The 25,480-nt window shown below is 72.9% G+C and carries 23 protein-coding genes and 3 pseudogenes; 14 read left to right on the top strand and 12 right to left on the bottom strand.

All coding sequences use genetic code 11. The annotated features are described in order from the left end of the window. The first annotated feature begins 416 nt into the window (after positions 1 to 416). On the top strand, positions 417 to 1,403 hold the full coding sequence (locus tag ACTVZO_RS34170; protein WP_443298085.1) for an IS481 family transposase: 987 nt from the start codon (positions 417 to 419) through the stop codon (positions 1,401 to 1,403). A 22-nt stretch (positions 1,404 to 1,425) separates the two neighbouring features. On the opposite strand, the gene ACTVZO_RS34165 is transcribed toward ACTVZO_RS34170, so the two are convergent. Next, positions 1,426 to 2,625 carry a thiolase family protein gene (locus tag ACTVZO_RS34165; RefSeq protein WP_443302006.1) on the bottom strand — a complete coding sequence of 400 codons (1,200 nt, stop codon included), beginning with the start codon at positions 2,623 to 2,625 and terminating at the stop codon, positions 1,426 to 1,428. A 223-nt stretch (positions 2,626 to 2,848) separates the two neighbouring features. Then, positions 2,849 to 3,964, bottom strand: coding sequence for a LacI family DNA-binding transcriptional regulator (locus ACTVZO_RS34160; RefSeq protein WP_443302005.1), 1,116 nt, complete (start codon positions 3,962 to 3,964; stop codon positions 2,849 to 2,851). 256 nt (positions 3,965 to 4,220) lie between these two features. Here ACTVZO_RS34160 and ACTVZO_RS34155 point away from each other — a divergent pair, with 256 nt between their 5' ends. The 4 genes from ACTVZO_RS34155 (at position 4,221) to ACTVZO_RS34140 (ending at position 8,401) form a co-directional block, all read left to right on the top strand. Continuing rightward, positions 4,221 to 5,540 (top strand): MFS transporter, encoded by a 1,320-nt coding sequence (locus ACTVZO_RS34155; protein ID WP_443302004.1) that lies wholly within the window; start codon positions 4,221 to 4,223, stop codon positions 5,538 to 5,540. Positions 5,541 to 5,622: 82 nt separating this feature from the next. Further along, positions 5,623 to 6,318, top strand: coding sequence for an alpha/beta fold hydrolase (locus ACTVZO_RS34150; protein WP_443302003.1), 696 nt, complete (start codon positions 5,623 to 5,625; stop codon positions 6,316 to 6,318). 153 nt (positions 6,319 to 6,471) lie between these two features. Next, complete coding sequence (locus tag ACTVZO_RS34145; RefSeq protein WP_443303358.1) at positions 6,472 to 7,869, top strand: amidase; 1,398 nt, start codon at positions 6,472 to 6,474, stop codon at positions 7,867 to 7,869. A gap of 67 nt (positions 7,870 to 7,936) precedes the next feature. Next, positions 7,937 to 8,401 (top strand): type II toxin-antitoxin system PemK/MazF family toxin, encoded by a 465-nt coding sequence (locus ACTVZO_RS34140; protein WP_443302002.1) that lies wholly within the window; start codon positions 7,937 to 7,939, stop codon positions 8,399 to 8,401. On the opposite strand, the gene ACTVZO_RS34135 is transcribed toward ACTVZO_RS34140, so the two are convergent. Together ACTVZO_RS34135 and ACTVZO_RS34130 are read right to left on the bottom strand one after the other, a co-directional pair. Further along, on the bottom strand, positions 8,398 to 9,480 hold the full coding sequence (locus tag ACTVZO_RS34135) for an IS630 family transposase (protein ID WP_443303357.1): 1,083 nt from the start codon (positions 9,478 to 9,480) through the stop codon (positions 8,398 to 8,400). The two genes, ACTVZO_RS34140 and ACTVZO_RS34135, sit on opposite strands and share 4 nt — an antisense overlap. Positions 9,481 to 9,541: 61 nt before the next feature. After that, complete coding sequence (locus ACTVZO_RS34130) at positions 9,542 to 10,456, bottom strand: TIGR02452 family protein (RefSeq protein ID WP_443302001.1); 915 nt, start codon at positions 10,454 to 10,456, stop codon at positions 9,542 to 9,544. Between the two features lie 123 nt (positions 10,457 to 10,579). Here ACTVZO_RS34130 and egtA point away from each other — a divergent pair, with 123 nt between their 5' ends. The 4 genes from egtA to egtD are packed head-to-tail and all read left to right on the top strand — an operon-like array spanning position 10,580 to position 14,938. Continuing rightward, positions 10,580 to 11,890, top strand: coding sequence for an ergothioneine biosynthesis glutamate--cysteine ligase EgtA (gene egtA, locus ACTVZO_RS34125; protein WP_443302000.1), 1,311 nt, complete (start codon positions 10,580 to 10,582; stop codon positions 11,888 to 11,890). Beyond that, positions 11,887 to 13,191 (top strand): ergothioneine biosynthesis protein EgtB, encoded by a 1,305-nt coding sequence (gene egtB / locus ACTVZO_RS34120; RefSeq protein WP_443301999.1) that lies wholly within the window; start codon positions 11,887 to 11,889, stop codon positions 13,189 to 13,191. Before egtA ends, egtB begins: the two co-directional genes overlap by 4 nt. Next, a complete protein-coding gene (gene egtC, locus ACTVZO_RS34115; RefSeq protein ID WP_443301998.1) occupies positions 13,191 to 13,967 on the top strand; it encodes an ergothioneine biosynthesis protein EgtC in 777 nt (258 codons plus the stop codon). Before egtB ends, egtC begins: the two co-directional genes overlap by 1 nt. Beyond that, positions 13,964 to 14,938 carry an L-histidine N(alpha)-methyltransferase gene (egtD, locus tag ACTVZO_RS34110; protein ID WP_443301997.1) on the top strand — a complete coding sequence of 325 codons (975 nt, stop codon included), beginning with the start codon at positions 13,964 to 13,966 and terminating at the stop codon, positions 14,936 to 14,938. The genes egtC and egtD overlap by 4 nt, the downstream gene beginning before the upstream one ends. Here the strand turns inward: egtD and ACTVZO_RS34105 are convergent. The 3 genes from ACTVZO_RS34105 to ACTVZO_RS34095 all read right to left on the bottom strand — a co-directional run bounded on the left by ACTVZO_RS34105 (position 14,821) and on the right by ACTVZO_RS34095 (position 17,672). Further along, on the bottom strand, positions 14,821 to 15,750 hold the full coding sequence (locus ACTVZO_RS34105; RefSeq protein WP_443301996.1) for a lysophospholipid acyltransferase family protein: 930 nt from the start codon (positions 15,748 to 15,750) through the stop codon (positions 14,821 to 14,823). The two genes, egtD and ACTVZO_RS34105, sit on opposite strands and share 118 nt — an antisense overlap. After that, entirely contained in the window at positions 15,747 to 16,598 is an 852-nt protein-coding gene (locus ACTVZO_RS34100) for a GNAT family N-acetyltransferase (RefSeq protein WP_443301995.1), read from the bottom strand. Before ACTVZO_RS34100 ends, ACTVZO_RS34105 begins: the two co-directional genes overlap by 4 nt. A gap of 300 nt (positions 16,599 to 16,898) precedes the next feature. Then, the gene (locus ACTVZO_RS34095; RefSeq protein WP_443301994.1) at positions 16,899 to 17,672 is read right to left on the bottom strand and encodes a response regulator; all 774 of its coding nucleotides are present in this window, start codon (positions 17,670 to 17,672) and stop codon (positions 16,899 to 16,901) included. A 111-nt stretch (positions 17,673 to 17,783) separates the two neighbouring features. On the opposite strand from ACTVZO_RS34095, the gene ACTVZO_RS34090 reads away from it, so the two are divergent. Together ACTVZO_RS34090 and ACTVZO_RS34085 are read left to right on the top strand one after the other, a co-directional pair. Then, a complete protein-coding gene (locus ACTVZO_RS34090) occupies positions 17,784 to 19,385 on the top strand; it encodes a sensor histidine kinase (protein ID WP_443301993.1) in 1,602 nt (533 codons plus the stop codon). Next, the gene (locus tag ACTVZO_RS34085) at positions 19,382 to 20,614 is read left to right on the top strand and encodes a PP2C family protein-serine/threonine phosphatase (RefSeq protein ID WP_443301992.1); all 1,233 of its coding nucleotides are present in this window, start codon (positions 19,382 to 19,384) and stop codon (positions 20,612 to 20,614) included. Before ACTVZO_RS34090 ends, ACTVZO_RS34085 begins: the two co-directional genes overlap by 4 nt. Here the strand turns inward: ACTVZO_RS34085 and ACTVZO_RS34080 are convergent. Then, on the bottom strand, positions 20,568 to 20,699 hold the full coding sequence (locus tag ACTVZO_RS34080; RefSeq protein WP_443301991.1) for a hypothetical protein: 132 nt from the start codon (positions 20,697 to 20,699) through the stop codon (positions 20,568 to 20,570). The two genes, ACTVZO_RS34085 and ACTVZO_RS34080, sit on opposite strands and share 47 nt — an antisense overlap. A gap of 23 nt (positions 20,700 to 20,722) precedes the next feature. After that, positions 20,723 to 21,118, bottom strand: a pseudogene (locus ACTVZO_RS34075) (hypothetical protein); the annotation flags it as partial. 291 nt (positions 21,119 to 21,409) lie between these two features. On the opposite strand from ACTVZO_RS34075, the gene ACTVZO_RS34070 reads away from it, so the two are divergent. Both ACTVZO_RS34070 and ACTVZO_RS34065 read left to right on the top strand, forming a co-directional pair. Beyond that, complete coding sequence (locus tag ACTVZO_RS34070) at positions 21,410 to 21,805, top strand: ATP-binding protein (RefSeq protein WP_443301990.1); 396 nt, start codon at positions 21,410 to 21,412, stop codon at positions 21,803 to 21,805. Between the two features lie 145 nt (positions 21,806 to 21,950). Beyond that, on the top strand, positions 21,951 to 22,319 hold the full coding sequence (locus tag ACTVZO_RS34065) for a PRC-barrel domain-containing protein (protein ID WP_443301989.1): 369 nt from the start codon (positions 21,951 to 21,953) through the stop codon (positions 22,317 to 22,319). 79 nt (positions 22,320 to 22,398) lie between these two features. Here ACTVZO_RS34065 and ACTVZO_RS34060 read toward each other — a convergent pair whose 3' ends face one another. From ACTVZO_RS34060 to ACTVZO_RS34050, 3 genes and pseudogenes are all read right to left on the bottom strand, one after another. Then, the gene (locus tag ACTVZO_RS34060) at positions 22,399 to 23,364 is read right to left on the bottom strand and encodes a pirin family protein (protein ID WP_443301988.1); all 966 of its coding nucleotides are present in this window, start codon (positions 23,362 to 23,364) and stop codon (positions 22,399 to 22,401) included. A 190-nt stretch (positions 23,365 to 23,554) separates the two neighbouring features. Next, positions 23,555 to 23,635, bottom strand: a pseudogene (locus ACTVZO_RS34055) (tetratricopeptide repeat protein); the annotation flags it as partial. Then, positions 23,631 to 23,825: pseudogene (locus ACTVZO_RS34050) on the bottom strand (DUF6243 family protein); the annotation flags it as partial. The pseudogenes ACTVZO_RS34055 and ACTVZO_RS34050, both read right to left, overlap by 5 nt. A 191-nt stretch (positions 23,826 to 24,016) precedes the next feature. On the opposite strand from ACTVZO_RS34050, the gene ACTVZO_RS34045 reads away from it, so the two are divergent. Next, complete coding sequence (locus tag ACTVZO_RS34045; protein ID WP_443301987.1) at positions 24,017 to 25,453, top strand: carotenoid oxygenase family protein; 1,437 nt, start codon at positions 24,017 to 24,019, stop codon at positions 25,451 to 25,453. Positions 25,454 to 25,480 lie beyond the last annotated feature (27 nt).

Raw genomic sequence — 25,480 nt, 5'->3', positions numbered from 1 at the left:
GGTGGGGATGGGCGGGTGCCGGGGGTTGCGGGGGGCGGCAGCACGCGCCATCGTGTCAGACCGGAGGCTCCATCTCTGTTCAGTTATTGGGCAGTTGACGAGTAGAGATGACCGGAAACGATCGACGCCCCTGAACCCGGGGCGGGTTCGGGGTCCGGCAGGGACGGCCCCGGTCACCGCACTAGGGCCTGTCGTCAAACTCCCGTCGTCGCCCGGAGGGCGGCCTTGCGGCGTCTGGTGCGTGCTCTCGGTGCGCCGGGCGGAAGCACGCGTACTGGACGTACTTTGCTTTCGCCCGGTGCGGCGAGAGCGCGTGCCAGGCGTCGCGGGGCAGACGGGAGTTTGACGACAGGCCCTAGCTATGAAACTGCCGGACGTTGGTTACACATGGGTCTCCGAGTAGACGGAGGTCTGCCGTGCCCCCTTCACCTCAACAGCAGCAGGACCGTCAGGCCCAGCACCGCCTTGCGGTCCTGCGACACGCCGAAGAAGTCACGGGGAACGTCGCGCTGACCTGCCGGTACTACGGCATCAGCCGCACTTGCTTCTATAAGTGGCAGCGCCGTTACCAGGACGAAGGCCTCGACGGCCTGCGGGACCGGTCCAGCAAGCCGCACCACTGTCCTCACGCCACCGAGGCCGACGTCGTGAACAAGATCGTCTACCTGCGGCGGCACTACTACTTCGGTCCGATGAAGATCAAGATGTACCTCAAGCGGTACCACGACATCGACATCGCCTGTTCAGCCGTCTACCGCATCCTCAAGAAGCTCGGGCTGAACCGGCTGCCGGCCTCCCAGCGCTACAAACGCCACGACAAGCGCTACACCCGCTACGAGAAGCAGTTGCCCGGCAACCGCGTCCAGATCGACGTCAAATTCATCGAGCCGATCGGCCTCCCTGCGCAGGCTCCTGCGGCAGCGCCGGTGACCGGGCCCCTTCCGAAACGGCGGCGCCGGGCGAAGTACTACCAGTTCACCGCCATCGACGACTGCACCAGGCTGCGGGTGCTGCGGATCTACCCGCGGTGCGACCAGAAGACCGCCGTCCAGTTCCTCGACTACGTCCTCGAGCGCCTGCCGTTCCGCATCGAGGTCATCCAGACCGACAACGGCGCGGAGTTCCAGTCAGCCTTCCACTGGAACGTTCTCGACAAGGGCATCGCCCACACCTACATCAAACCCGCATCACCGCACCTCAACGGCAAAGTCGAACGCTCCCATCGCATCGACGCCGAGGAGTTCTACCGCATGCTCGACGGCCTCGTCATCGACGACACAGGCGTCTTCAACGACAAGCTGCGAGAGTGGGAGGACTACTACAACTACCACCGCCCCCACGGCGCCCTCGGCGGCCAGACACCCTACGAACGCCTCAAGCAGAAGACCGAGGCCCCGGTGTAATCAAGCACCAGCAGTCGCACACCTAGCGCTCCAGGACCAGGGCGATGCCCTGGCCGACCCCGATGCACAGGGCCGCCATGCCGGTGCCGGAGCCCGCGGCCGCCAGCTGGTGTGCGACCGAACCGGCCAGCCGGGCTCCCGACGCGCCGAGCGGGTGGCCGATCGCGATGGCTCCGCCGCGCGGGTTGACCACGGCCGGGTCGAGCTCCGGCCAGGCCGCGAGGCAGCCCAACGCCTGTGCGGCGAACGCCTCGTTGAGCTCGAACGCGGTGAGGTCGCCGAATCCGCGGCCCGCCTTGCCGAGCGCCTGCTGGACGGCTTCCACCGGGCCCAGCCCGAAGAGCTGGGGCTCGATTCCGGTGACGGCGGAGGCGCTGATCCGGGCGAGCGGCTCCCGCCCGGTGGCGGCGAGTCCCGCCTCGTCGGTCAGCAGCAGTGCCGCGGCGCCGTCGTTGAGCGGGGAGGCGTTGCCGGCCGTGACCGTACCCCGGCCGGCCGTCCGGAAGGCGGGCTTCAGCCGGGCCAGGGCCTCGGGCGTGGAACCCTCCCGGATGCACTCGTCCCGTACGAGGTCCACACCCTCGTAGGGCACGACCTCGCCGTCGTACAGGCCGGCGGCCCAGGCGGCCGCCGCCTTGCGGTGGCTGTCGAGGGCGAAGGCGTCCTGCGCCTCGCGCGTGACGGCGTACTTGTCGGCGACGAGTTCGGCGCCCTCGCCGAGGGAGACGGTCCACTCGGCGGGCATCCGCGGGTTGGTCATCCGCCAGCCCAGCGTGGTGGACCACATCTGCTGGTGGCCGGCCGGGAAGGTGCGTTCGGGCTTCTGCACGACCCAGGGGGCCCGGGTCATCGACTCGACCCCGCCCGCGATGGCCACCGAGGCGTCGCCGAGGGCGATGGCGCGGGCGGCCTGGATGACGGCTTCGAGGCCGGATCCGCACAGCCGGTTGACGGTGACCCCGGGGACGCTCACCGGGAGGCCCGCCAGCAGGACCGCCATCCGGGCGACGTCGCGGTTGTCCTCGCCCGCACCGTTGGCGTCGCCGAAGACGACGTCGTCGATGCGCGCCGGATCGAGGCCGGGCGTACGGTCCACCAGCGCGCGGACCACGTGCGCGGCGAGGTCGTCCGGCCGGACTCCGGCGAAGGCCCCGCCGAACTTTCCGATCGGGGTGCGGACGGCGTCGACGACGTAGACGTCGCGGACGGTGCGGATGCTCATGGGGTCGCTCCTGGGCGGATCCGTACGGGCGGTGGCGCCCCGGTGCGCGTGTGGGCACTGCGGGACGCCGCCGGGCGCGCCCGGTGGGACGCGCCCGCAGTTTCCGTCCGCAGGTCACCGCCTGTCAACGGCCCCCCGGGCGCTGCCCTGGAAGCGACCTTTGCTTCCCGCCGCCCGGACCCCGCCCCGGGCGGGGCCTCGGCCCCGGGCGCACCGGCGTGCGTCAGGTCGATTCGCGGTGGACGGCCGCGGCCGCCATCAGGTCGTGCCGCTCCGTGACCTCCGACGGCTCCCGCACGGCGCGGTCCACGAGCGCGGCCAGGTGGTCGCCGGTCGGCAGCTCGATCTGCACCGTGCTCAGCCGGGGCCGCAGCAGCCGGCCGATCAGCAGGTCGTCGGCGCCGATGACGGCCACGTCCTCCGGGACGCGCAGGCCCTCGTCCTGGAGGGCCCGCATCAGCAGCATCGCGTACTCGTCGTTGTACGCGAAGACCCCGTCGAGGCCGAGTCCGCGCCAGCGGGCCGCGAGCGCCGCGGCCGACTCCTCGGAGTAGGCCATGGGGAGGACCTCGATCCCCGCCCCGCCCCCGGCCGCGGTGTCGTCCCCGGCCCCGGCCCCGGCCGCGTCCCGCACCGCGCCGAGCCTTCGCGCCGCCTCCCGCGCACCCGCGAGGCGGGGCGCGGAGAACAGCTCCAGCCCGTCCTCCTCGGGCACGATCACGCCGATCCGGCGCCGGCCGCGCTCGATCAGGTGGGCGGCGGCCCGGGCCCCGACCTCCTCCTGGTTCATCACCAGCGCGTGCGCTCCCGGCACGCTCACGGGACCCATGGTGATCACCGCGCGGGCGCCGGACCGTTTGAGGGTGGCCACGTTGTGCGCCGAGAGCGTGATCTCGCCGAGCGAGATCACCGCCACCGGGCGCAGCTCCGCCCAGGCTCGGGCGGCCTCGTCACCGCTGAGGCCGAGGCTGCCGTACTGGACCACGGTGTAGTCGAGGCGGCGCAGCGCCCACTGGAGCTCGTTGAGGAACGTGCTGTACAGCGGCCCGACCGGCACGTGCGAGGTGGGCAGCAGCACGATCCGGGTGTGCCCGGCGCGCAGGCTGCGGGCCGCCGCGTGCGGCACGTACCCGAGCTCCTCGGCGGCCTCGCGCACCTTGCGGCGGGTCGGCTCGCTGATGCGCACGGCCTCGGCGTTGTTCAGGACGTACGAGACCGTCGCGCGCGACACGCCCGCGAGCCGGGCCACGTCGGCGCTGGTCGGCACGGGCGGTGGGGCGGTGGGCCCGGAGGCGGCCGCCGGCGCCGGCGGCTTCGGCGATTTCGATGACTGAGACATTGCCGTGGCATCTTTCCAGACCCGTTGCGGCGGAGGGCTAGCGGATGGCCTGAAACGGATGCTACACAGCGGTTACACGATTCATTGACACGTGTAACCCCGGTGTCACATCCTCTTCACCGGGCGAGCCGTCTCCCGTGTCCCCCATCGTGCCGTCGCCCTGTCGCGCTCCGTCGCACCCCCGCCGTCGCGACAGGGCGGCGCGCACCCCTCCCGCCGCACCCCTCATCCCCTCGCACCTGCCCAGGAGGGCACCGTGGGCCTTTCCTCCCCCGGCCACGACACCGGCGCCGACACCGGCGCCGACACCGCGGCCGCCACCGCCACCACCGGCGCCACCACCGACACCACCGCCGCGGCCACCACCGACGCGTCCGCCGCGTCCCGCCCCGCACGCGGCCTGCTCCCGCTGCTGCTCATCGGCAACACCACCATGTACGCGCTGTACATAGGCGTCGCCGGCGTCCTGCTCGCGCTCCAGGTGGAAGACATCGATCCGGCGAACAAGGTCGCGAACTTCGGCCTGATCGCAGGGGTCTCGGCGATATTCGCCACCGTGTTCAACCCCGTCGCCGGAGCCCTGTCCGACCGCAGCGGCCGGCGCAACCCCTGGATCCTCGGCGGCGGACTCACCGCCGTACCGGCCATGTTCCTGCTCGGCTTCGCCGACACGATCCTGCTGATCACGATCGCCTGGTGCCTCGGCCAGGCCGTCATGAACGTCTACCAGGCGGCCATCACCTCCGTGGTGCCCGACCGGGTGCCGATGAACGCCCGCGGCAAGGCCTCCGCCGCCGTCGGCCTGGGCCTGCCCTTCGGGTCCACGCTCGGCGCACTGGTCGGCGCGGCCTTCTCCGAGGACTTCCGCACGGGCTATCTCGTCTTCGGCGCCCTCGTCGCGGGCTCCGCCGTCCTGTTCACCGCCTGCACCCGCGAACAGCGCCTCCCGGCCCGCACGCCGCTGCCCGTCAAGGCCCAGCTCGCCGCCTTCTCCAGCGCCCTGCGCGACCACGACTTCCGATGGGCCTTCATCGGGCGGGCGCTGCTCGTCCTCGGCTACTTCGCGGTGAGCGGCTACCAGCTCTACATCCTCCAGGACCACACGGTGCTGCCCGACGACATGGAGCCGGAGGCGGCCGTGGCGGTGCTGATGCCGCTCACCAGCGTGGCCATGGTCGTCTCCACGGTCCTCGGCGGGTACCTCTCCGACCGCTACGACCGCCGCAAGCTGTTCGTCGGCGCCTCCGCCCTGCTGTCGGCGGTGGCCCTGGTGATCCCGGCCGTGTCGACCAGCTGGACCGCGATGCTGGCCTTCGCGGTGGTCAACGGGCTCGCGTTCGGCTGCTACATGGCCGTGGACACCGCTCTGGTGACGATGGTGCTCCCCAAGGCCGAAGACGCGGCGCGCGACATGGGCGTGCTCAACATCGCCAACGCCGGCCCGCAGATCGTCGCCCCGTTCGTCGCCTCGGTGGTCGTCTCGCTCAGCGGCGGGTACACCTCTCTGTTCGTCGTCGCGGCCGTACTGGCGGTGGCGGGCGCCCTGGCGGTGAAGCCGATCCGCAGCGTGCGCTGACCCACCCCCGTCCCGTCCCCTCCCATCCCCTCCCTCCTATCCTCCCCCTCTCATCGTTCACCCGTCTCCGAAAGGCACCACCGTGCTGCTGCACACCCAGAGTTGGGGCGAGGGCGACCGCCTCGCCCTCCTGATCCACGGGATCATGGCCGACCACCGGACATGGCGCCGGGTCGGTCCCGCGCTCGCCGACCGCGGGTACCGCGTCATCGCCGTGGACCTGCGCGGCCACGGAGCCAGCGGCCGGGGCGAGTACAGCCCGGAGCTTTTCGCGGACGACGTGGTCGAGACCCTCCCGGCCGGAGCCGAACTCGCCATGGGCCATTCGCTGGGCGGCCTGACGCTGTCGCTCGCCGTGGACCGGCTGAGGCCGCGGCGCGCGGTGTTCTCCGATCCGGCGTGGCACCTCGGCTTCACCCCGGAGGGCTTCGGGCCGGAGATGCTCGCGGAGTTCAAGTCGGCGCCCAGGGAGCAGATCCAGGCGATGAACCCGCGCTGGGAGGCGGCCGACGTGGACATCGAGCGGGAGACCCTGGCGGTCTGGGACGAGGCCACCGCACTGAGCCTCGGCCCGCTGGCGGGGGCGGACCTGCTGCCGGCGTCGCCGGTGGTCCCCTCGCTCGTGCAGCTCGCCGACCCGAGCATTCTGATCTCCCCGGAGCGGGCCGCGGTCCTCAAGAGCCGCGGTTTCGAAGTGCGTTCGGTCGCGGGGGCCGGGCACACCATCCACCGCGACGACTTCGACGGGTTCATGGCCTCGCTGGAGGGGTGGATCTAGTCACCCCCCGCCACTCCCCACTACGGTCTCCCTACCGATCGGTAATGGGGAGTGGTCGCGGTGCCTGAACCTTCAGTTCCAACAGTCCCGCCGGCCGGAGCGGCCGCATACGGCTCCGCGTACGGCTCCGGCGGGCCCTCCGGCCTGGTGGAGATGGCGGCGGCCCTCTCCGAAGGCCGTTTCTCGGCCAGGGAGTTGACCGAGCGTGCGCTGAGCAGGATCGCGGCCGCCCAGCCGGAGCTCAACGCCTTCCGCACGGTGCGCGCCGAGGCGGCCCTCGCGGAGGCGGACGCCGCGGACCGGCGGCTGGCGGCGGGTGAGCGGCTGCCCCTGCTGGGCGTTCCGCTCGCCGTGAAGGACGACATGGACGTGACCGGCGAGCCGACCTCCTTCGGCTGCGCCGGGCACTTCCCCGCCAAGACCGCCGACAGCGAGGCGGTACGCAGGCTGCGCGCGGCCGGCGCGGTCATCGTGGGCAAGACCCAGACGCCGGAGCTGGGCCAGTGGCCGTTCACCGAGGGCGAGGCCTTCGGCGAGACGCGCAATCCGTGGAACCCCGCCTACACGCCCGGCGGTTCCTCGGGCGGCTCGGCCGCCGCGGTGGCGGCGGGGCTGGTCCCGGCGGCGCTGGGGTCCGACGGTGCGGGCTCGGTGCGCATCCCCGCCGCGTGGACGCACCTGATAGGGGTGAAACCGCAGCGCGGGCGCATCTCCACCTGGCCGGAGCCGGAGTCCTTCCACGGGCTCACGGTCAACGGCGTACTGGCCCGCACCGTCGCCGACGCGGCGCTCCTGCTGGACGCGGCGAGCGGCCCGCACCCCGAGGACGTGCACCGCCCGGAGCGCATCTCGGCCGTCGAGGCGGTGCGCCGCACCCCGCGCCGGCTGCGGATCGCGCTCTCGTTCGCGATGCCGTTCACGGCGACGCCCAAGTCCCTGGATCCGGAGGTCCGTTCCGCGGTGGAGCGGCTGGCCGGGCGGCTGGAGTCACTGGGCCACGAGGTGGTCCCCGAGGATCCCCGGTACGGCCCGATCGGCCTGACCTTCGTCCCCCGGGCGACGAGCGGCGTACGGGACTGGGCGTCGCGGGTTCCGGATCCCGGGCTGCTGGACCCCCGTACGCACGAGGCGGTACGGACGGGCCGGATCCTGGGCGGCCTGCCGCTGCGCGCGGCCCGCCGGGCGGAGTCGGCCCTGCGGCGGCGGGTCGGGGAGATCTTCGGCCGCTTCGACGTCGTCCTGACCCCGACGACGGCCACCGGGCCGCTGCGGATCGGTGCGCTGTCCGGCCTGGGCGCGATGGCCACCGACCGGGCGATGATCGCCGCCTGTCCGTACGCCTGGACGTGGAACGTCCTGGGCTGGCCGGGAGTCAACATCCCGGCGGGCTTCACGGAGGACGGCCTGCCGATGGGGGCGCAGCTGCTGGGGCCGGCGAACGCGGAACCGACGCTGCTGGGGCTGGCCGCGCAGGTGGAGTCGGCGGAGGGCTGGGCCGCGAGGTGGGCGGGGGACGGGGGCTCCGGGAGCCGCCGGAACCCGATGCCCTGACGGCCCGGCGGACGTACCCGGCCCCGGGTGCGGCCGAGCGGCACCCCGACCCGCTAACCTCACCCGGATGACGGCAATTTCCCCCCACGGCAACCACCGCACCGACCAGCCCGGCCGCGACGGAGCCACCGCCACCAGCGAGGCCGATCCGCGCGCCATCGGCCCCGTACGGACCTCCTACGCGCCCGACCCCGACGGCGATCCGGATCCCGGCGAGATCGTCTGGACCTGGGTCCCGTACGAGGAGAACGACGGCCGCGGCAAGGACCGCCCGGTCCTGGTCGTGGCCCGGGAGCCGGGCGGGCGGACGCTGCTCGCCGTGCAGCTGTCCAGCAAGAGGCACGACCACGACCGGGAGTGGGTCCCCATCGGCACCGGCCCGTGGGACAGCGCGGGGCGGGAGTCCTGGGTGGACGTCGACCGGGTCCTGCGGGTGCACGAGGCGGGGATGCGCCGCGAGGCCTGCGCGCTGGACCGCGGCCGCTTCCAGCTGGTGGTGGACCGGCTGCACGAGCGCTACGGCTGGCACTAGTGTCCTGAGTCTGGAATTCTGTTCAGATAGCTGGCGAGTCGTTCGAGGATGTCGTCCGCGGTCTTGGTCCAGGCGTAGGGCTTCGGGTCGCTGTTCCAGGTGGCGATCCAGTCCCGGATGTCCTTCTCCAGGGCCTGCACGGACTTGTGGACACCTTGCCGTATCTGCTTGGTGGTCAACTCGGCGAACCACCGCTCCACCAGGTTCAGCCAGGAGGATCCGGTGGGCGTGAAGTGCAGGTGGAAGCGGGGGTGCGCCAGCAGCCACTTCTTGATGTCCGGGGTCTTGTGGGTGGCGTAGTTGTCCAGCACGAGGTGGATCTCGAGGCCGGCCGGCATTTCCTTGTCGAGCTTGACCAGGAACTTCTTGAACTCCTCGGCCCGGTGGCGGCGGTGCAGGGATCCGATGACCTTGCCGGTGGCGACTTCGAGTGCGGCAAAGAGCGTGGTGGTGCCGTGCCGGACGTAGTCGGCCGTCCGCCGCTCGGGCACCGCCGGCATCATCGGCAGCACCGGCTGGGACCGGTCCAGGGCCTGGATCTGCGACTTCTCGTCCACGCAGAAAACCAGGGCCCGCTCCGGCGGGTCCAGGTACAGGCCGACGACATCGTGGACCTTGTCGACGAAGTACGGGTCCGTGGACAGCTTGAACGTCTCGGACCGGTGCGGCTGCAGACCGAACGCCCGCCAGATACGGGACACCGTCGACTGCGACAGGCCGGTCTCTTTGGCCATCGACCGCGTGGACCAGTGCGTCGCGCCCTTCGGCGTCGACTCCAGCGTCTTGGTGACGAGGGCGGCGACCTGCTCGTCCGTCACCGTCCTCGGGCCGCCCGACCGTGGCATGTCCCCCAGGCCCGTGATGCGGTACTGCACGAACCGGGCTCGCCACCGACCCACCGCCTGAGGTGTGGAACCGACCAAGGCCGCGACGTCCTTGTTCGTCGCACCTTCGGCACTGGCCAGGATGATCCGGCAACGCAAGGCCCAGGCCTGCGGTGTCGAGCGGCGCCGCACCCAGCCCTCGAGCGCGGCCCGCTCCTCATCCGTGAGCACCAACTCGGCCTTCGGCCTCCCCATCGCCATACCGGAGAGCCTACATCTGAACAGAATTCCAGATTCAGAACACTAGGGCCTGTCGTCAAACTCCCGTCTGCCCCGCGACGCCTGGCACGCGCTCCGGGCGACGACGGGAGTTTGACGACAGGCCGGATCCTTCCGCCGGGCCGCCTCGGCCCGGGGTCCGGGCGAAGGCCCGGTCGAACGCCTCCCGGGTCTCCGGCTTGCGGTCCAGGATGCCGAACACCACCCGGTCGAACGCCCCCGCGAAACGCCCGGCCAGCAGCCCCCGGAAGGCCTCGGCCACCACCGCCGGGTCGTTCCGGAACACCCCGCAGCCCCACGCGCCGAGCACCAGCCCCCGGTAGCCGTGCAGCGCGGCCACCTCCAGGACGAGCCCGGCCCGCCGGGCCAGCGCCTGCGGGATCTCGGCGGCCCGCTCCGGCTCCTGGCGGCGGATCGTGCCCGCGTTCGGGGCCGGGGAAGTCAGGAAGCCGGCCCGGAACGGGGTCTCCAGCAGAGCGCCGCGGTCGTCGCGGAAGACGGGGACCCCGGGCGAGTGAATCACCCGGTCGGTGTAGAAGGTGCTGCGTTCCGCGCGGTGGACCTCGTAGTACTCCGGAGCCTGCGTCAAGGTCTCGTACAGGGCCGAGGCGCGGCACAGCGCCTCCTCCTGCGCCTTGGCGCCGCGGACGTAGCCGCCCCCGGGATTCCGGGCCGAAGCGAAGTTCAGGACCGCGACCGGAGCACCCTGCCCCGCGAGCCTGCGGGCAGCGGCCGTACTGCTCTCCCCGGTGACCTCGATGACGGTCTCGTACCCGCCACCGGCGATCCGCTCGCCTGGAATCGTCTGGTTTGGGCCGTATATCCTGGTTCCCGCCTTGGCTTCCGCCAGGGCGGCGGCCAGATCGATCCGCCGTCCCGACCGCGTCCGGTATCCGCCGGCCGCCACGATCTCCGCGTTCTCCCGCGCGGTCTCGCGCAATCTGCTACTCACACCAGCATCTTGCGCACCACAGGCCCCACAGGGAAAAGGATTTTGCGTCCGGAAGACGGGTAGGCACGGGTGATGTCACGACGACCGATGTCGCGACCGACGACAGGAGAAGAGGACCCGGTCATGGCCACGTTCTCAGCCGCTCACCCACCCCCGCACCCACCCATATCCGAGAGCCAGGCCGAGGACCTGCTGCACGGCATCTGTTTCAAGACGGGCCCGCCCCGCCTGATCGGCGCCGAGCTCGAATGGCTGGTCCTGGACGCCGAGCGGCCCGGCCGGCCCGTGGCGCCCGACCGGCTGCGGGCCGCGCACAGCGCCGCGCGCGCCCTGCCGCTGAACTCCCGGGTGACCGTGGAACCCGGCGGCCAGCTGGAGCTCAGCTCGGCCCCCGCGACCTCCCTGAGCGGCTGCGTGGACGGCCTCCAGGCCGACCTCACCGCCGTCCGCGCCGCCCTGATCGCTCAGGGCCTGCTGCTGGAGGGCCGCGGCCAGGACCCCCGCGTCCCCCACCGCCGGCTGCTGACCAGCCCGCGCTACGACGCGATGGAGACCTACTTCGACCGCACCGGCCCGGCGGGGCGCGCCATGATGCGCGCCTCCGCCTCCGTGCAGGTCTGCGTCGACGCCGGACACGAGGAGCCCGGCGTGCTCGGCCACGGCCGGCGCTGGCGGCTCGCGCACCTGCTCGGCGCGGTCCTGGTGGCCTCCTTCGCCAACTCCCCCGCCTTCGACGGCCCGTACGCCGACTGGCGCTGCGCCCGGCAGGGCAACTGGGCCGACATCGACAGCCGCCGCTCGCTCGCCCCGCCGCTGGAGGGTTCACCGCGGGGCGGCTGGACCCGGCAGGCGCTGGACACCGAGGTGATGTGCGTACGGTCGTACGACGGCGAGCCGTGGACGGTCCCGCAGGGCATGACGTTCCGCGACTGGCTGCGCTCGGGCGGCGACCCGGTGTACCCGGGGCTGCGGCCGCCCACCGCGGAGGACCTGGACTACCACGTGAGCACCCTGTTCCCGCCGGTGCGGCCGCGCGGCCACCTGGAGCTGCGGATGATCGACGCGCAGCCCGGTGACGACGGCTGGCTGGTCCCGGTGGCCGTCGTGCACGCGCTGTTCGACGATCCGGAGGCCGCGGAGACCGCGTACCGGGTGGCCAAGGCGCTCGCCGAGACCTACGGCTCCTCGCCCGCGCCCCGCAATCCGCTGTGGCGCTCCGCCGCCCGGCACGGTCTGACCGACCCCGAGCTGCGGGCCGCCGCCAAGGCCTGCTTCCGGGCCGCCGCCGAGGCGCTGCCCCGGCTCGGGGCCGGCGCCCACGTCCGCGACACGGTCGGGGCCTTCACCGAACGCTTCGTGCTGCGCGGCCGCTGCCCGGCCGACGACCCGCCCCGGCCACTGGCCGCGGCCGCCGGCAAGGAGGCCCGCCGATGACCCCCGGATCCCCTCCCGGCCTGCGGGAACGGGCTGCGGCCGCGCTGACCGCCGCGCGCGCCCGGACGGCCGCGCTCACCGACCCGGTGACCGACCGGGACCTCACCGCCCAGCACTCCCCCCTGATGTCGCCCCTGGTCTGGGACCTGGCGCACATCGGAAACCAGGAGGAGCTGTGGCTGCTCGGCCGCGTCGCCGGACGCGAGTCGCTGCACCCCGAGATCAACCCGCTCTACGACGCGTTCCAGCACCCCCGCTCCGAACGGCCGCGGCTGCCGCTGCTCGGTCCCGCCGAGGCCCGCCGGTACGCCGCCGAGGTCCGCGGCCGGGTGTTCGACCTGCTGGAGCGCACCCCGCTGGAGGGCAGCGCGCTCCTCGACGACGGCTTCGCCTTCGGGATGATCGCCCAGCACGAGCAGCAGCACGACGAGACGATGCTGATCACCCACCAGCTCCGGCAGGGCGAGCCCGTACTGACGGCCCCCGAGCCCGATCCCCCGTACGAGGCGCCGCTGGTGGCCGAAGTCCTGGTGCCGGGCGGTCCGTTCACGATGGGCACCTCCGCCGAGCCGTGGTCGCTGGACAACGAGCGGCCCGCGCACGCCCGGGACACGGAGCCGTTCTGGATCGACACGGTGCCGGTGAGCAATGCGGCGTACCAGGCGTTCATGGCGGACGGCGGCTACGGCGAGCCCCGCTGGTGGGCCCCGGCCGGCTGGGCCCAGATCCGCGAACACGGCATCGAGGCACCGCTGTTCTGGCGCCGCGAGGGCGGCCAGTGGCTGCGCCGCCGGTTCGGGGTGACCGAGCCGGTTCCCGGTGACGAACCGGTCCTGCACGTCAGCTGGTACGAGGCGGACGCCTACGCCCGCTGGGCGGGCCGCCGGCTGCCCACCGAGGCCGAGTGGGAGAAGGCCGCCCGGCACGACCCCGCCACCGGCCGCTCGCGCCGCTACCCGTGGGGCGACGCGGATCCGGACCCGGTCCACGCCAACCTCGGCCAGCGCCACCTGCGCCCGGCCCGCGTCGGCAGCTATCCGGCCGGCGCCTCGCCCCTCGGGGTGCGCCAGCTGATCGGCGACGTGTGGGAGTGGACGGCGTCCGATTTCCTGCCGTACCCGGGGTTCCGGGCCTTCCCCTACCGGGAGTACTCGGAGGTGTTCTTCGGCCCCGAGCACAAGGTGCTGCGCGGGGGCTCCTTCGCGGTGGACCAGGTGGCCTGCCGGGGCACCTTCCGCAACTGGGACCTTCCGGTGCGACGGCAGATCTTCTCGGGCTTCCGCACCGCGAGGAACGTCTGATGTGCCGTCATCTCGCCTATCTGGGACCGATGGTGGCACTGGGGCGGCTGCTGAGCGAACCCGAGCACTCGCTGGTGCGCCAGTCCTGGGAGCCGCGCCGCCAGCGCAGCGGCACCGTCAACGCCGACGGCTTCGGCGTCGGCTGGTACGCGGAGGACGACCCGGTCCCCGCCCGCTACCGCCGGGCCGGGCCGATCTGGTCCGACCTGGCCTTCGCCGACCTCGCCCGGGTGGTGCGCAGCGAGGCGGCGCTGGCCGCCGTACGCGATGCCACCCGGCCGGGGGCCGACGGGGAGGCCGCGGCGGCCCCGTTCGCGGACGGGCCCTGGCTGTTCAGTCACAACGGGGCGATACGGGACTGGCCGGACGCGGCGGCCCCGCTGGCGCTCGGCCTGCCGCCCGCGGACCTGCTCCAGCTGGCCGCGCGCACCGATTCGGCCCTGGTCTGGGCGCTGGTCCTGCACCGGCTGCGGGCCGGGGCCGGCCTGGGCGCGGCGCTGGCCGGGACGGTCCTGGAGCTGGCCGGGGCCGCTCCCGGCTCGCGGCTGAACCTGCTGCTGACGGACGGCACGGCCATCGCCGCGACGGCCTGGGGCGATTCGCTGTGGTACCTGCCGGATCCGCGGAGCGAGCGGATGGTGGTGGCCTCCGAGCCGTACGACGGGGACACCCGCTGGTGCGAGGTGCCCGACCGGACCCTGCTGACCGCCACCCGTACCCGGGTCGAGCTGACCCCCCTCAAGGAGACCCCGCTGGGGGAGAAGGAGCGAGCGTGAGTGACTTCCAGATGACCCGGACCCTCGACGAGCACACCGCGGAGACGGCGCTGCGCGCGGACGTCCTGCACGGGCTGACCCGGACCCCGAAGGTGCTGCCGCCCAAGTGGTTCTACGACGCGCGGGGCAGTGAACTCTTCGAGGAGATCACCCGGTTGCCCGAGTACTACCCCACGCGTGCGGAGCGGGAGATCCTGCTGGAGCGGGCGCAGGAGATCGCCTCGGCGAGCGGGGCGCGGACCCTGGTGGAGCTGGGCTCCGGCTCCTCGGAGAAGACCCGGCACCTGATCGAGGCCATGCCGGCACTGGACACCTACATCCCGGTGGACGTGAGCGAGAGCGCCCTGGAGGGCGCCTCGCGGACGCTGCTGGCGGCGCACCCGGGGCTGCGGGTGCACGCCCTGCTGGCCGACTTCACCAGGGCCCTGCGGCTGCCGGAGTCCCCGGGGCCCCGGCTGGTGGTGTTCCTGGGCGGCACGATCGGGAACCTGCTGCCGCCGGAGCGGGCGGTGTTCCTGGCGTCCGTACGGGCGATGCTCTCGCCCGGGGACACGCTGCTGATCGGCACGGACCTGGTCAAGGACGAGGCCGTGCTGGTGGCGGCGTACGACGACGCCCAGGGGGTGACGGCCGAGTTCAACCAGAACGTACTGGCCGTGATCAACAGGGAGTTGGGGGCGGACTTCCACCCCGCCGACTTCGCCCACGTGGCGGTGTGGAACCGGGAGCGGGAGTGGATCGAGATGCGGCTGCGGGCCCGGTCGGAGCTGCTGGTGAAGGTCCGCGCACTGGACCTGGTGGTGCCGTTCGCGGCGGGTGAGGAGATTCTGACGGAGGTGTCCGCGAAGTTCCGTCAGGAGGGCGTGCGCAAGGAACTGGCATCCGCCGGGCTCGAGCTGGTCCAGTGGTGGACGGATGCGGCGGGCCGCTTCGCCCTGTCCTTGTCGGTCGCCGACGGCGCGGAGCGCTGAGCGGGGATGCCGGGAAGGAATGAGGCGGAGGTGATCGCCGTCTGAGCCGCGGCCGCGAGGTCCCGCCGGTGCGCGTACCGGCCCGGCGGGATCCGCGGCAGCAGGGTGACCTCGGCCCGCACCCCGCGGGCCCGGGCGATCCGCCAGAGCGAGGCGGTCAGCGGGTCGTCCCCGACGAAGGCGGGTTCCCCGGCCGGCTCCCCGTCGCAGCGCAGGTAGGCGAGCCGGACGGGCTGTACGGGGACCCGCGCGTCCAGGGCCGACTGGAAGGCCGCCCTGCGGAAGGCGCCCTGGGCCCGCCCGCACCAGGTGGAGCCCTCGGGGAAGACGGTGACCCGGTCGCCGTCCAGCAGCGCGCGGGTGATGGTCTCGACGGTCGCGGGCAGGGCGCGGATCCGCTCGCGTTCGATGAACAGGGTCCCGGCCCGGCCGGCGAGGCGGCCGAGGACCGGCCAGGCCCGGATGTCGCTCTTGGCGAGCATCCGGCAGGGCAGGACGGCGGCGACCAGCGGGATGTCCAGCCAGGAGATGTGGTTGGCGACGACCAGGCGGCCGCCGCCCCGCCCGGGGCTTCCGTGCACGGTGATCCGGATGCCGAACGCCCGGACCAGCGCGGCCGACCAGCCCCGTACCACCGCGTGCCGGGGCCGGGCCGGCAGCAGCCGTACCGGCGGGGCGCCGAGGATCCCGGCGAGGATCAGCAGGACGGCTGCGGTGAGCCGGAGCACCGCGAGCGGGACGCTCGCCGTGCGCCCCTGGTGGCCGGCGCAGGCCTCGGGGGTGCAGGGCGAGGTGGGCAGCCAGACGCTCATGCGCCCGGGACGAGCGAGAGGAAGTGCTTGAGGTAGCGCGGGTTGGTGCGGCGCAGGGAGAGCAGCACGTACAGGTCGGCGCAGCCGAACTCGGCGTCGAGCGCGGGCTCGCCGCAGACCCAGGCGCCCAGGCGCAGGTAGCCGCGCAGCAGCGGGGGCAGCTCCATGCGGGCGGGGTAGGTGATGCCCTCGGGGTTCCAGGGGATGTGCGGGGTGACCCGGTACTCCTGGGGGGCGAAGGCCCGGGCCAGGGCCGCCTCGCGGGTGGCGGCGGCCAGCACCCCGCCGTCGGCGAGCGGTATCGAACAGCAGCCGGCGAGCCAGTTGTGCCCGGAGCGGTCCATGTAGCGGGCGAGGCCGGCCCAGATCAGGGCGATGACGGCGCCGTTGCGGTGGTCGGGGTGGACGCAGGAGCGGCCCTCCACCAGGTCCGGGCGGATGGGGGCGAGGGCGGAGAGGTCGAACTCGCCCTCGGAGTAGAGACGGCCGGCGACGGCCGCGCGCTCCGGGGGAAGCAGCCGGTAGGTGCCGACGACCTGCTCGGTCTCCTCGTCGAGGACCAGGAGGTGGTCGCAGTAGGCGTCGAAGGAGTCGATGTCGAGTCCGGGCTCGGGCCCGTCGAGGCGGGCGCCGAGCTCGCCGGCGAAGACCTGGTGGCGCAGCCGCTGGGCGGCGCGGACCTCGGCCTCGTCGCGGGCGAGGCGTACGGCGTAGCGGGGGGCGGGGAGGGCGCCGGCTCCGGCGGTGGGGGCGGGAGCGGGGGCGGCTCCGGCGGTGGGGGCGGGAGCGGGGGCGGCAGCCGGGGCCGCCGCGGGGAGGGGGGACGGGGACAGGGGTGCGATGGTCATGGCGGCTCCTGATCCGGGCGCGGAGGGCCTGGCCGGCAGGTGTGCGGCCTGGCTCCTTTACTTCTTCCGTGACCGGCTGGATTCGACATGACCGCTCAGCGGCACGCGGATGTGCGGACGCTGAACTCGGACGGGGACACGCCCCAGAGCTGACGCACGACCGCCGCCGCAGGGTGGCGCCGCGAGGGCAGGGCCCGGACCGAGATGCACGGTCCGGGCCCTGCCGCTCTCGGCCGGTTCGGAGAAGGTGCCCCCTGGACGGCCGGGGCGAGCGGAATCTGCTTCCAGGGCCGGTCCGTGTCACGTACGGGGCGGGTGGGTGGCGGTGTCCAGGTAGAAGGAGTCGATGCTCTGGACGGCCCGCTCGAACTCCTCCAGGTTGACCGGTTTGGTCACGTAGGCGTTGGCGTGGCTGCTGTACGCGCCGGCCACGTCATCGGGCGCCGAGGACGTGGTCAGGACGACCACGGGAATGGTCTGCAGGGACTCGTCGCTCTTCAGGACCCGGAGCAGGTCGCGGCCGTTCATCCGGGGCATGTTCAGGTCCAGCACGATGAGGTCGGGGCGCGCTGTGCCCGGGGTCCGGAGGTGTTCGAGGGCGGCCAGTCCGTCGGTGACCTGGACCAGGTTGCGGGCGCCGCGCCCGGAGAGGGCCTCCTCGATGAGCATGGCGTCGGCGGCGTCGTCCTCCACGAGCAGCACGTCGAAAGGGCGGGCGGGGCCGGTCATCATCGGATGCTCCGTGGGTGCGTCGTCGGTGTGGTGGAAGATTCCGGGCCAGCGGCGCCGGGCGCCCTGACGGGTCATGCCGCATGCCCGGCCGATCTGCGGGTATCCGGCACCCGCACGCGCTGCGTCCAGGGCCGCGTCCCGCTGGAGCCGTCCGGCTGCCTGCTGGAGCTGATCCAGCAGGTGCAGCCGGGCCAGGGCGCGGGCCCGGCCGTCGGCCGCCGGGTCCGCGAGGTCCTCCTGCAGATGGAGGGCCAGGCGCCGTGCGAGGTCGGAGACGGCCGCGTCCGCGACGGCGGCCGTCTCCGGCACCGTGGTCCGCAAAACGAAGTTCTTGCCTGGCATGGACCGCAGCTTAGGACGCAAACCGGAACGCGACAACAAACGTTGTCCGAAGCCCTCTACAGTGTGCGCTGCGCTTCCTTTCGAGGCGACGACCCAGGGGAGGGACTCACGATGACCGGCAACGCGGGGCGGCCACAGGGGCGGGGACTTCCCCCCTGGACGACCCGGCGATGGCTGCGGGTCGGGGTGGCCACCGCACTGTCCGTGCTGGCCCTCCTCGGGGTGACGGGGACGTGGATGCTGGGGCGCACGGCGTCCCTCAGCGAAGACCTCGTGGACGTGAAGTCCCCCGCACTGTCCACCGCGATACGCCTGGAGTCGGCCTTGCTGAACCAGGAGACCGGCATCCGCGGCTACGGCCTGACCGGCACCGCGGAGTTCCTCGGTCCCTACCGGCAGGGCCTGGCCGATCAGGAGAGGGACGGCGCCCGGCTTTCGGAGCTGCTGCGCGCCGACCCCGCGGGCCTCAGGGACCTCGGGTCGGTACAGGACGCCGCGAAAGCCTGGCAGGAGAGGATCGCCGGGCCGGTCGCCGCCGCTCCGGCCGGCGCCCCCTCGCCCCTGGCCGCGGAGCGCTCGGCGGAGGGCAAGAAGGCCTTCGACGAGGTCCGCGCGGCCCTGACCGCCCAGCAGGAACGGCTGCTCGCGGAGCGGGCCCGGGCCCGGGACGACCTCATGGCCACGATGAGGCTGCGCAACTGGGCCTTCGGGGCGATCGCCGTGGTCATCGCCCTTCTCGCGGGCCTGGTCTTCGAAGCCCTGCGCCGCGGCATCACCACGCCCCTGGAGCAGCTCGGCGCAGACGCGCGCGCCATCGCCGGCGGCGACTTCGACCGCCCCATCACCCCTACGGGCCCCGCGGACCTGCGGCGGCTGAGCGACGAGATCGACTCCATGCGCCGACGCCTCGTCAGGGAGCTCGCCTTCAGCGAAGAGGCCCGGCGGCACCTCGACGCGCAGACCGCCGACCTCCAGCGTTCCAACGCGGAGCTGGAGCAGTTCGCGTACGTGGCCTCCCACGACCTGCAGGAGCCGCTGCGCAAGGTCTCCAGCTTCACCCAGCTTCTCCAGCGGCGCTACGGAGGGCAGCTCGACGCCAAGGCGGACCAGTACATCGCCATCGCGGTCGACGGCGCCAACCGTATGCAGACCCTCATCAACGACCTTCTCGACTTCTCCCGGGTGGGCCGTGTCCACCACGACCACGAGAGCGTGGACCTCGAAGCGGTCATGGAGCAGACCGCGTCCGCCCTGAGCCTCGGCATCGAAGAGGCCGGGGCGACCCTCACCCACGACCCGCTGCCGACCCTGGTCGCCAACCCCACCCAGATGGGCATGCTCTGGCAGAACCTGATCGGCAACGCGGTCAAGTTCCACCGCCCGGACCGAACCCCGGACATTCACGTGACAGCCGAACGTGCCGGGGAGCTCTGGCGGTTCACGGTGACCGACAACGGCATCGGCATCGCTCCCGAGTACGCCGAGAAGGTATTCGTGATCTTCCAGCGGCTCCACACCAAGGACGCCTATCCCGGAAGCGGCATCGGCCTGGCCATGTGCAAGAAGATCGTCGAGTTCCACGGCGGCACCATCGCCGTCGACCCGGAGTACCGCGACGGAACGCGCATCGGCTTCACCCTCGCCGCCGCACCTCCCCCGGCCCCGGCGGCCACCGCGGAGACGGCCCGGGCCACCTCGGAGCCGACGCCATGACCGCAACCCTCACCCACGCCGACGGCATCGCCGCGGACGAGCCGGTCTACCGCATCCTCCTCATCGAGGACGACGCCGCCGACGCCCTGCTCGTGGAGGAGCTCCTCCACGACACCGAGCTGCGCTTCGAGCTCACCACCACCGTCTCGCTGGCCGGAGCCCGCTCGGAACTCGCGTCCCGCGCCGTCGACTGCATCCTCCTCGACCTGCACCTGCCCGACGTGTCGGGCACCGATGCGGTCACCACCGTCCGCGCAATGGCCCCGCACACCGCGGTGGTCGTCCTGACCGGCCTGTCCGAGAAGCAGGCGGGCTCCGAAGCGATGGCCGCCGGGGCCCAGGACTACCTCGTCAAGGGCAAGGTCGAAGCCGAACTGCTGCGCCGCACGGTCCGCTACGCCGTCTACCGGAGCCACACCGAGCGCGCGGCGGCCGAAGCCCAGGCGGCCCGGCAGCGCGCGGCGGAGAACGCCCGGCTGGAACGCGGACTCCTGCCCCGGCCCCTCCTCGACACCTCCACCGTCACGGTGACCACCCGCTACCTGCCCGGGGCCGAACAGGCCCTGCTCGGGGGTGACTTCCTCGATGTCGTCGAGGGCGACGGCGGCCTGCTGTACGCCGTCGTCGGCGACGTCAGCGGACACGGTCCCGACGCCGCCGCCCTCGGCGTCTGCCTGCGCATCGCCTGGCGCTCGCTCGTCCTGGCCGGACACCACGGCACCGAACTGCTGCACCTCATGGAACGCCTGCTGGTCGCGGAGCGCGGCACCCAGCCCCTGTTCGCCACCTGCACGCTCCTCACCCTCGACCAGAAGGCCGCCGCTGCCACCCTCTACCTGGCGGGCCACCACGAACCCCTGCTCACCACCTCGGAGAAGACCCTCCAGGTGGCCGCCGAGCACGGGATCGCCCTCGGCATCGACCCCGGCCAACACGACTGGCGCGCGACGGTCCTGCCCCTCCCCGACGCCGGAGCGCTCACCCTCTACACCGACGGCCTCACCGAAGGGCACAACGGCGACGCCGGCGGCCGGCTCGGGATCGAGGGGCTCCTGCCCCTGATCAACACGACGCCGTCCGCGGATCCCGCGGCGCACCTGGACAGCCTCATCCGCCAGACCAGAGCGCTCAACGCCGGCAGGCACACGGACGACCTCGCGGTGCTCCGCCTCAACTGGTCCTTCAGCCCGCCCCGGCCGCCGTGCGGGCCCGTACCTCCTCCGGGGTGAGGTACTGGTCCGTGTACTCGAAGTCGCGCAGCGTCCCCGGCTTGTGCGTCTGGAAGCCGGTGCGGACGAACTCGTCCCCGGCCACGGCGTTCAGGAGCCGTCCGTCATCACCCGGGTCTTGGCGGTCTCGGCACCCAGCGCGGCGATGAGGGGCTCGCGGCGACACCGGCCGTCCAGACGAGGGTGCGGCTGGGCAGCACGCGGCCGTCGGTGAGGGTGACGGCCTCGGGGCCCGCCTTGGCGACGGAGGCACCGAGCGGGACCTCGATGCCGCGGCGGCGCAGCACCTCCAGGGCTGCGCGGCCCGGCCGGTCGCCCGGCTCGGGCATCAGCTCAGGGATGTCGAGGGATGTCGAAGGTGCGGGTCACGCTCCCCGGCGCGAGCACCAGGTGGTCGTACGGCTGGTCCACCAGCTCCCCGGTGATCTTCCGGATGACGCAGATCTCGGCCCGGGTATCGACGCCCACGGCGCCGCCGGGCACGATCCGGGTCCGGTCGCGCCGTCGAAGAACGCGGCCTCGACGGCGTGCGGGGCCTCGGCGTCGTACGCGAACCGGGCGGGGAGCGGAACACCGCCGCTCGCCGCGTCGAGGCGGACGGCGATCAGAGCGGACGCGGACACACGGGACATCGGCAGGCCTCCGGGGTGGGCGCCACCTGTGCACGCGTCTGCCCTTCCCCACCCCTTCCACACCGGCCTGTTCGAGGGGGCCTGGCACGGCATGGGGACGGAACGGGTCGTTTGCCGCGGAGGGGGCAGGCGCGGTACAGGCCCATCAGCGGAAGGAGGCTCCATGCCCGCCCCCGTCCTCGATCAGCCCGTGCCCCGCGCCGGGCAGCCCGCCAAAGCCGCACGCGATGCCACCCGTGCCTTCCTGTCCCGCGCCGCCCAGGTCAGACCTCCGGTCCGGTCCTCGAACGCGGACAGCGTCCTCCTGGTGGTCAGCGAGCTCGTCACCAACGCCCTCCGCTACACCCGTGGACCCTGCGCCCTGCGCCTGGAGCTGCACGGAGATCACCTCGAGATCTGCGTCACGGACACCAGCCCGTGCCCGCCCCGGCCCCGGCCGCCCCACACGGACGGAACCGGCGGATGGGGGTGGCTGCTGATCAGCCACCTCACCACCCACGTCCGCATCGAACCGACCCCGGAGGGCGGCAAGGCCATCTGCGCCCGCTCCCCTTGGTAGCCTGTGTGTGTGAAGCCGGGAGGGCGGGGCAGGCGAAGTTCAGGCGGAGCGCGGCATTTCCGCCGAGCACGACGTACGGAACAAGGAGGACCGGGCGGGGAGTTCATTCCTGCCGGCCTCCGTTGACCGGAGGAGTTGTTTTCGCGTGACTGAGCATGTGTGGAGTTACCAGCCGACCTCGGGCCACCTGGCCGGTACGGATCTGACCGGCTACAAGGTCGAGGCGACCGACGGCAGCATCGGCAAGGTCGACAAGCACTCCGACGAGGTCGGTGACGCCTACCTGGTGGTCGACACCGGGGTGTGGATCTTCGGCAAGGAGGTCCTGCTGCCGGCGAGCACCGTCGTCCGGATCGACCCGGACGACGAGAAGGTCTACGTCGACCGCACCAAGGAGCAGATCAAGAACGCCCCCGAGTTCCACCGCGACAAGCACCTCGGCGACGCCGGGTACCGCGAGGAACTGGGCACGTACTACGGCACCGGCGCCCCCTTCGGCGGCCGCCCCGCCTGATCCCGCTCCCGCAGGACGACGCCGGTCCCGGCACCCGGAAGGGTGCCGGGACCGGCGTCGTCACGTGCTCAACGGCACCTCAGCGCACCCGACCCCGTGCCTTCAGCGGCCCCGGCGGGAGCTGTGGGGCCGGGATCGGGGGGCCGTCGTAGCCCTTCACCTCACCGAACCGGGTGCCGTTCGTCCAGTCCTCGCGGGCTTTGACGATGTCCTCGTTGGAGCGGCCGATCCAGTTCCAGAACATCACGATCTCCTCCTCGAACGGTTCGCCGCCCAGGAGCATCAGGCTCGCGTCCGAAGCCGCCCGCAGGGGGAGTTCGGTGCGGCCGCAGCCGAGGTAGAGCATGGAGCCCGGGAGGACGGGTACGTCGTCCACGTGGGCCTCGCCCGACATCGACAGGACCGCGTACTCGAAGTCCGGGTCGAGCGGGAGGCGGGTTTCGGTGCCCGCCGCGAGGGTCAGGTCCGCGCCGACGATCGGGCTGTACGTCGTGCCCGGCGAGGCCGCCGTGTCCAGGGTGCCCAGGATGACCGTCGCGGTCAGGCCCGGGGCCGTCACCCTCGGGAGTTCCCCGTGGTGCTCGAAGTGCGGGTCCACGTCGCGGTGGGCGTCCGGCAGGGCCACCCACAGCTGGGCGCCGTGCAGGAAGCGGGCGTGCGGGCGCGGGCTCTCCTCCGAGTGGCTGATGCCCCGGCCCGAGGTCATCAGGCCCAGCTCGCGCGGGCGGATGGTCGCCAGGCTGCCCACGCTGTCCCGGTGCAGCACCTCGCCCTCGTGGAGCCAGCTCACGGTCTGGAGCCCGGTGTGCGGATGCGGAGCGACCTGCATGCCGGGCTCGTCCGCGATGTCGTCCGGGCCGTAGTGGTCCACGAAGCACCAGGCGCCCACCATGCGGCGGCCCAGGTTCGGCAGGAGTCGTCGGACCTCGGTGGACTCACCGAGCTTGACCGTGCGCGGGCTGAGGAGCTCGCGAACCGGTTCGGCCACGACGAAGCCGCGGCCGCCGCAGACGGAGAGTGCGGGCTGGCGATCGAGATTGCTCATGCGGACAACCTAGCGGCGGCGGGGCGGCCTCGGTCAGTGGAATGTTCCCCCGGCCCTGCGTGTTGGAGGAGCGGACAGCGATGCGGACAGCGGGAAGGCGGGCGTGATGAGTTCGGTGGGGACGGCGTACATCGAGCACGGGACGGCGGCCGAGCGCTGGGAGCGGGCCCGGCTCTTCTTCGAGGCCTAGGTAGGCCCGGGCCAGCAGCAGGCGCGGCGCCAGCTGCTCCGGGGCCTCGGCCGCCAGCGTGTCCAGGATGCGGGCGGCCGTCGTGTCCGGTGGTCTCGGCCGCGCGGGCCTTCTCGCGCATCTTGCGGACCAGCTCCGCCTTCTTGTCGGCGGCGCCCTGGCGGTCGAGGTTGCGGTGCGGGCCGTTGTTCTGCCGTTCCGCGCGGGACAGCCTCTTGCGCTGGCCGCCGCCCTGGCCGACGGGGTTGTTGATGTTCTTGCTGTCGGTCACGGGTTCTCCCGGTGGTGATGTGAGGTGATCTGCGTCTGGAAGAACATGACAACGACGGTACCCGCTTCCCCCGGCCCCTCGCACCAGCCCGTCCGCCGCCCCGGCCCCGGCCGACGGCTGGCACCGGCCCGGACACCGCGTTTCACTGGGAAGTGCCGGTACGACCGAAGCCGGCACGCCGGGAGGTCCCCGTGAACACGCACACGCCGCCGCGCTTCGACCCCACCCGGGTTCCCCACCTGCTGGGCTCGTTCGCGCCGGTGAGCGAGGAGGTCGACGTCGGCGGCCTCGAGGTGACCGGCGAGATCCCGCCGGCGCTGGACGGGCTGTACCTGCGCAACGGTCCCAATCCCCGTTTCCCCCCGATCGGCTCGTACCTGTACCCCATCGACGGGGACGGCATGCTGCACGGGGTCTGGCTCTCCGAGGGCCGCGCCCGCTACCGCAACCGGTTCGTACGCACCCCGGCGCTGCGGGCAGAGGAACGGGCCGGGCGGGCCCTGTGGGGCGGCCTGGAGTCGATGATCATGCCGGACGCCGAACAGGTAGGGCCCGAACTCGCGGGCACTTTCCGGGAGATGCCGGACATCAACGTCGTACGGCACGGCGGCCGGCTGCTGGCCCTCGCCGAGTCCGCGTGCCCCTACCGGGTCGGCGCCGGCCTGGAGACGCTCGGCCGGGAGGACTTCGACGGCGCCCTGCCGAGGGGCATCACCGCCCACCCCAAGATCGATCCGGTCACCGGTGAGATGGTGGTCTTCTGCTACGGCCTGGAGGCCCCGTACCTGACCTGGTCGGTCATCGGGCGCGACGGTACGGTCACGCGGGGTCCCACGCCGGTCGACGGCGTGGACGAGCCGATGATGATCCACGACATGGCCCTGACCGAGCGCTACGCGGTCATCGTCCTCGCGCCCGCATTCTTCGACTTGGCCCAGGCCATGGCGGGCGGCTCGTTCCTCGCCTGGCGGCCCGAGCGCGGGACCCGCGTGGTGCTCGTCCCGCGCGACGGCGGAACGCCGCGCTGGGCCGCCGACGAGGCGTTCTGGCTCTGGCACACGGTGAACGCGTACGACGACGGACCCGGCCCGGACGCCCCGGTGGTCCTGGACTACGTGCAGTGGAGCCGGCTGACCGTCGGCGGGGAACCGGAGCCCGGCGCGGCCCCCGTGACCGGCGGACTCGTCCGGGCGCGCATCGACCCGGTGGCGGGCGGCATGGCCCGGACCCCGCTGGACGACGCCCGGGTGGAGTTCCCCCGCATCGACGACCGGCGCATCGGCCGGCGCCACCGCCACGTCGCGCTGGCCACCGGGACCGGCCGGACGGATCTGCTGACCGGCGAGTACGACGCCGTGCGGTTCCATGACACCGAGACCGGCACCGGCCGCGTCTGGGACGCCGGGGACCTGTCCGTCGGGGAGCCGGTCTTCGCACCGGTGCCCGGCGAGGACTCCGAGGAGCGCGGCTACTGGCTGACCTTCGCCACCGACCGCACCGACGGGTCCGCGTGGTTCCTGGTCGTCCCGGCCGAGGACCCTGCCGCCGGCCCCGTGGCCCGCGTCCGCATCCCGGTCCGGGTCCCGCTCGGCCTGCACGGCTGCTGGCTGCCGACGGGCGGCGGCTGAGCCACGCGGCGCCGGCCGGGTCTTCCC

The organism is Streptomyces sp. IBSNAI002, from assembly GCF_052244475.1.
GTDB lineage: Bacteria > Actinomycetota > Actinomycetes > Streptomycetales > Streptomycetaceae > Streptomyces.
The sequence above is the reverse complement of the archived record's forward strand: the minus strand, read 5'-3'. Positions and strand labels throughout refer to the sequence as shown.